General features: G+C 39.4%; 7 protein-coding genes. All 7 read left to right on the top strand.

Features of this window, described 5'->3' with window-relative positions:
* Nucleotides 1-124 precede the first annotated feature (124 nt).
* The 7 genes from F3D68_RS11015 (at nt 125) to F3D68_RS10985 (ending at nt 4539) form a co-directional block, all read left to right on the top strand.
* Complete coding sequence (locus F3D68_RS11015; RefSeq protein ID WP_151194481.1) at nt 125-538, top strand: antA/AntB antirepressor family protein; 414 nt, start codon at nt 125-127, stop codon at nt 536-538.
* A gap of 4 nt (nt 539-542) precedes the next feature.
* The gene (locus F3D68_RS11010; RefSeq protein ID WP_151194480.1) at nt 543-833 is read left to right on the top strand and encodes a hypothetical protein; all 291 of its coding nucleotides are present in this window, start codon (nt 543-545) and stop codon (nt 831-833) included.
* Nucleotides 830-1696 (top strand): hypothetical protein, encoded by an 867-nt coding sequence (locus F3D68_RS11005; RefSeq protein WP_151194479.1) that lies wholly within the window; start codon nt 830-832, stop codon nt 1694-1696. The genes F3D68_RS11010 and F3D68_RS11005 overlap by 4 nt, the downstream gene beginning before the upstream one ends.
* A complete protein-coding gene (locus tag F3D68_RS11000; protein WP_151194478.1) occupies nt 1683-2579 on the top strand; it encodes a toprim domain-containing protein in 897 nt (298 codons plus the stop codon). Before F3D68_RS11005 ends, F3D68_RS11000 begins: the two co-directional genes overlap by 14 nt.
* Nucleotides 2576-3532, top strand: a complete 957-nt coding sequence (locus F3D68_RS10995; protein ID WP_151194477.1) for an AAA family ATPase — start codon at nt 2576-2578, stop codon at nt 3530-3532. Before F3D68_RS11000 ends, F3D68_RS10995 begins: the two co-directional genes overlap by 4 nt.
* 334 nt (nt 3533-3866) lie before the next feature.
* On the top strand, nt 3867-4166 hold the full coding sequence (locus F3D68_RS10990; RefSeq protein WP_151194476.1) for a hypothetical protein: 300 nt from the start codon (nt 3867-3869) through the stop codon (nt 4164-4166).
* Between the two features lie 52 nt (nt 4167-4218).
* Nucleotides 4219-4539, top strand: a complete 321-nt coding sequence (locus F3D68_RS10985; protein ID WP_151194475.1) for a hypothetical protein — start codon at nt 4219-4221, stop codon at nt 4537-4539.
* Nucleotides 4540-4619: the final 80 nt, after the last annotated feature.

The raw sequence follows: 4619 nt of genomic DNA, 5'->3' as shown, positions 1-4619 counted from the left end.
GGACAGCGCTAATGATATGTTATTCATACGGTCTTTTTACAAGGCTGGGCGATGGGAAGATATTGAAAGAATGGCTTATGCAGGCGGGTTAGCAATGGCTTCCTAAAATACCCACAAATTGCGAATGCGCCCAAATATCGTTAACAATGAATATGCTTTAGTGAATGAAGATTATATGGGGTTCGTCATTAAGACGAGCGGTAATGAAACACAAGATTTTGCATTAACTATAGACTTTGCCAAACGTCTTGCAATGATGGCAAAAACTGACAAGGGAGAGCAGGCACGCAAGTATTTTATTGAGTGTGAGAAAAAGCTACACAGTGTTGTTAATGCCTATACGTTCACAGAGTCAATTAATACCGTATCAAAACAGATTGATGAAATTAAGCAAATGGGTAGTGCCTGGGGGAGAGTGGGTGCGAGCTTAAAAAGAACCAAAAAGGAAGCCAGAAAAGAGTTTAAAAGGCTCGTTAATGAAGCGCAGTATTCGCTGGATTTAGGTTTTTATGATGACTTAGTAAATAAAGAGGGGTAAGGCTATGTTAAGTAATGAAATTCAATTAAGTAAACGTCAATTAAGAACACTTAAAGAACTCACTTTAAGAGGTGAAATATCAAGGTTTGAGTTAAACCGTTATGCAGGATTGAATACACCTGAAACGATAAGACAGTTGCGTAATAAGGGGTGTGTTATCCATATGGTAAAAAAACCACGTATTGACCAATATGGTGTAAAGGTCCACATAGGTTTTTATCATCTTGATGATAGCCAGAAAGATATAGCGCGTCAGATAGTTGCATCTGGAAATGGCAAGGCTGGTAAAAAATGATGGTGGCAAATAATAAGAAGTTCAATGTGGAAGTAAAAGGGAACCCGCTTAATAGTCCCCTGTTTACTCCGCCCCCTCGACAAGTGCAGCAGTTATTTTCGTTGGCTCAAACAATTCAATCAAAGCGAAGTAGTTATGCGCTTATAAATGTATCAATAATTCCACCTTGGCTTTGTGCTAAGATTTTGCTAAGCTCTGCCGTGTTGGTCGTAGAAAGCCAGCAACCGAGCTTAGAAACTCGTTCTTCAAAAAGATGGTTATTATTGCACCATAAGCGATATAACAACAGGTTTACAATTTTTACCACGCCTTTCTATGGTTTGGTCGAGTTGGTGTATAAATATAATACCCATGTTACCGTGGGGAATAGTACACGCCTTTTTTCTTTTTGGAAGGTTTCTAACAGCTCGACTTATCAATTAGATAACCAAAAAGAAGGAGCGCTATTCATGTTAATTCAATCATTGTATAAACCTATTTTTTGTCACTCAATTTTGTTAGAATCCCCAGTGTTGGTCGTCAAAAGCCAGCACAAATTGTCGGGCTTCAAAACCCATGAAACTAACAGCGGAGCTTATCAGTCCGTAAAACTTGATAATCACAATACGATTATATCCAATTTATGGCTATTCATTAGCTCATGGTTTTGTATGGTCGGGTGGATGCGCAAATACAATACCCTTTTTAGGGGAATAGCGCATGCTGTTTCTGTTAGGGCAGTTTTGAACCACCCGACTTTCAAGGAAAACCTAACAGGAGCTAAAAAAATGGCAGTTAAGTATTATTGTTCATTACAGTCTCTGGTCACTTTATCAACACGTATTATTTGTAATCACATGGGGGTGCGTTATGGATTTGCGTGAGTTTATGATTAGTTGCGGTCATACGCCCCCAGAAGGCATTGAGCTAGGCAGGATTATACGTTTTCCCGCACCAAATAAAAGTAAAGACAATAAAGCCGCTTGGTTAATTATGTTTAACGAGGAATGCGCTGTGTTTAGTGATTGGATTAGCCATGAAAAGCATGTGTGGCATGCCAATATGGATAATATGACGCATGCAGAGAGAGTGGCAACATACAATGAAGCTATTGAGCGTGCTGAATCACTAAAAAAAGAACTTGCGCAGCAGCAAGAAGATGCAGCAAAAAGATGTCAGTATATTCTAGATAATTCAGAAAAAGCACTTGATAGTCATGGTTATTTAGTTAAAAAAAGCGTTGTATCTTTTGGGTTGCGCTGGGCGCCTCATCTTCAAGGGATAGATAATGCGTTAATCGTTCCTATTTATGGTTTTAATGACAATATGTCATTGCAATCGCTGCAAATTATTTCACCAAAAGGGGATAAACGCTTTTTCAAGGGGGGCAAGAAGGCGGCAGGCTTTTACCCCTTACAGGTAAGAGAAGACAATGACGCTAAGATATTAATTGCAGAGGGTTACGCGACAGCAGCAAGCTGGGCAATGATTCAACCAAATGATGGCGTCTACTGTGCGTTTGATGCGGGTAATTTAAAACAAGTTGCTGTGTCACTACGTAAGCGTTACCCGTTCAATAAAATCGTTATATGCGCAGACAATGACCGTATGGGCGCAAAAAACACAGGCGTGTTAGCAGCCAGAGAAGCAGCCGAAGCCGCTGATTGTGATTATATCGTGCCACGCTTTGAAGAAGGTGAAAAAGGTACTGATTGGAATGATTGGCTCACTGCTAGGGGCATGCTGAATATAAGGGGGCGAGGATGAGTAGTGCTAACCAAATGACTAAAGATACAGACCAAATAACGGCAGAACTTCAGGCGCAAAAGAAAATGATTTCACCTGTAAAGCTGGGTGAGTTTTTGAATATACGGCTTAAGCCTGCTGATTTTTTATTGTATCCCATAATAGAGGAACAAGGCTTGGCAATGATATATGCCATGCGTGGCGTAGGAAAGACGCACGTAAGCTTAAATATTGCATATGCGGTAGCAGCAGGTATTAACTTTTTAAAATGGAGTGCCCCGCGCAAGGCTAAAGTTTTGTTTATTGATGGGGAAATGCCTGCTTATACATTACAAGAGCGTTTAAAAAGTATTGATAACGGCAGACAGCTTGCGGACGACACTTTAAGCATTATAACCCCTGATTTGCTAGAGGATAAAATATCTCCAGATTTATCAACAATAAGGGACACCAGTTTGATTGAGGATGCAGTTAACGATGCTGAATTAATTATCGTGGATAATATTAGCACCTTATGCCGTAATGGCAGAGATAATGAAGCAGATAGTTGGATACCAGTGCAGGAATGGGCGCTTAAGTTACGAGCTAAAGGGAAAGCGGTTTTATTTATCCATCATTCTAATAAAAACGGTGACCAACGTGGAACCAGTAAGAAAGAAGACGTACTCAGCACAGTAATAAAACTTGAGCATGAAGAAGGCTATAGCGCGGAGGATGGTGCGGCTTTTAAGGTCAGTTATACTAAAGCACGTTTGTTTTATGGCGAAGATGCCAAGCCCTTTAAAGCAGCTTTAACCAGTGACGGTTGGGTGTGTGAGGATTTTGACGATGGTATCGATGATAAAGTGATGGCAATGCTCCAAGAAGGAATGAAGCAGATAGATATAGCCAAAGAACTTGAGCTCGAAAGATATCAAGTGTCTAGAATCATCCAAAAGCGTCAAAAATGCGATGGAATTATAAGGGGTGTATGATGAGGGTTTTGGTTAAATTGCGAGCTAGAATTTGCCATGCTTTTCGTGAAAAAATAAAAGTAATTTTTGTAAATGTTGCAGTGTTGCACTCCCTTAGGAGCTGCAACATTGCAACAAATCGAAAAACGCTGCAACAAATGCTGCAACAGTAACAGGTGAAAAATGTGCTTCAAACCCTTGTTTTATATAGCTGTTGCAACTGCAACTTTTTCTGCAACAAACTGCAACTGTATGCTATTTGAGCTGCAACAAAATCGGCTATTTTTGTTGCACGTAATTTTTAATAATATGATCGCAAAATCTACACATTTTGCCATGCTAAAGGTGACAAAAAATGAGTGAAGTTATAAGGCAAAAAAGCATCAATTTTGGGGGTGAGATTCCCTTTGGTGAACCTGAAACATCAACACCAAAAACACTGGTTGATTTAGTACCATATGGAATAACACCACTAGATGCTGCCTATGTCAGGAGTCAGCTTATCCATACGCGCTGGTTTTCACGGTATGCAATCATCGAGCAGTATTGCCAAGTATGGATTGAAGAATATTACACTGCGGATTGTCCAATAAAACGCACCAACTTAGCCAGACGAAAGGCTAATAATTGGATACGTCAATATTTAAGCCAATAACGCAGTAAACAATTAATATCACAGTATTAAAGCTTAACAGGAGTGACTTAAAATGAACGTTCAAAAATCAATCGGTTATAAACTTATACAACATATCATCGGTGAGCACTATGCGGATATAGTGTGCGACCTTGCACAAGGTAATGCTCGCGGAATGATTTATATCCCCATATATATACAAACAGCCTTAAAGCTTAAGAAGGTTTTACCCAGAGAAGTACTCGTTCAATTGGTAAATGAGTTTGGAGGACAGCGTTTATATGTGAGTAAAAGAGAGCATCACCGTGATAAAAGGGCTTTTGCAAAACGAAGCATTATTCAATACATGGTTAACTATCAAATGTCAACTAACTTTTCCGGTTACGACAACTAACTTTGCCGATTTATAGCAAAAAAATTATTTTTTCATACGATAACTTTCTCCTTCTAGGCTAATCACGGTTGCATGATGTA

The sequence above is a fragment of the Cysteiniphilum sp. JM-1 genome (assembly GCF_008711525.1).
Classification (GTDB): Bacteria; Pseudomonadota; Gammaproteobacteria; order Francisellales; family Francisellaceae; genus Caedibacter.
Note: the sequence above shows the minus strand (reverse complement) of the source record. Positions and strands in the feature narration are given on the sequence as shown.

Excerpts from the sequence above, each read along its gene's own strand:
- F3D68_RS10990 (WP_151194476.1), top strand. The coding sequence starts at position 3,867 with ATGAGTGAAGTTATAAGGCAAAAAAGCATCAATTTTGGGGGTGAGATT.
- F3D68_RS10985 (WP_151194475.1), top strand. The coding sequence starts at position 4,219 with ATGAACGTTCAAAAATCAATCGGTTATAAACTTATACAACATATCATC.
- F3D68_RS11010 (WP_151194480.1), top strand. The coding sequence starts at position 543 with ATGTTAAGTAATGAAATTCAATTAAGTAAACGTCAATTAAGAACACTT.
- F3D68_RS11005 (WP_151194479.1), top strand. The coding sequence starts at position 830 with ATGATGGTGGCAAATAATAAGAAGTTCAATGTGGAAGTAAAAGGGAAC.
- F3D68_RS11000 (WP_151194478.1), top strand. The coding sequence starts at position 1,683 with ATGGATTTGCGTGAGTTTATGATTAGTTGCGGTCATACGCCCCCAGAA.
- F3D68_RS11015 (WP_151194481.1), top strand. The coding sequence starts at position 125 with ATGCGCCCAAATATCGTTAACAATGAATATGCTTTAGTGAATGAAGAT.
- F3D68_RS10995 (WP_151194477.1), top strand. The coding sequence starts at position 2,576 with ATGAGTAGTGCTAACCAAATGACTAAAGATACAGACCAAATAACGGCA.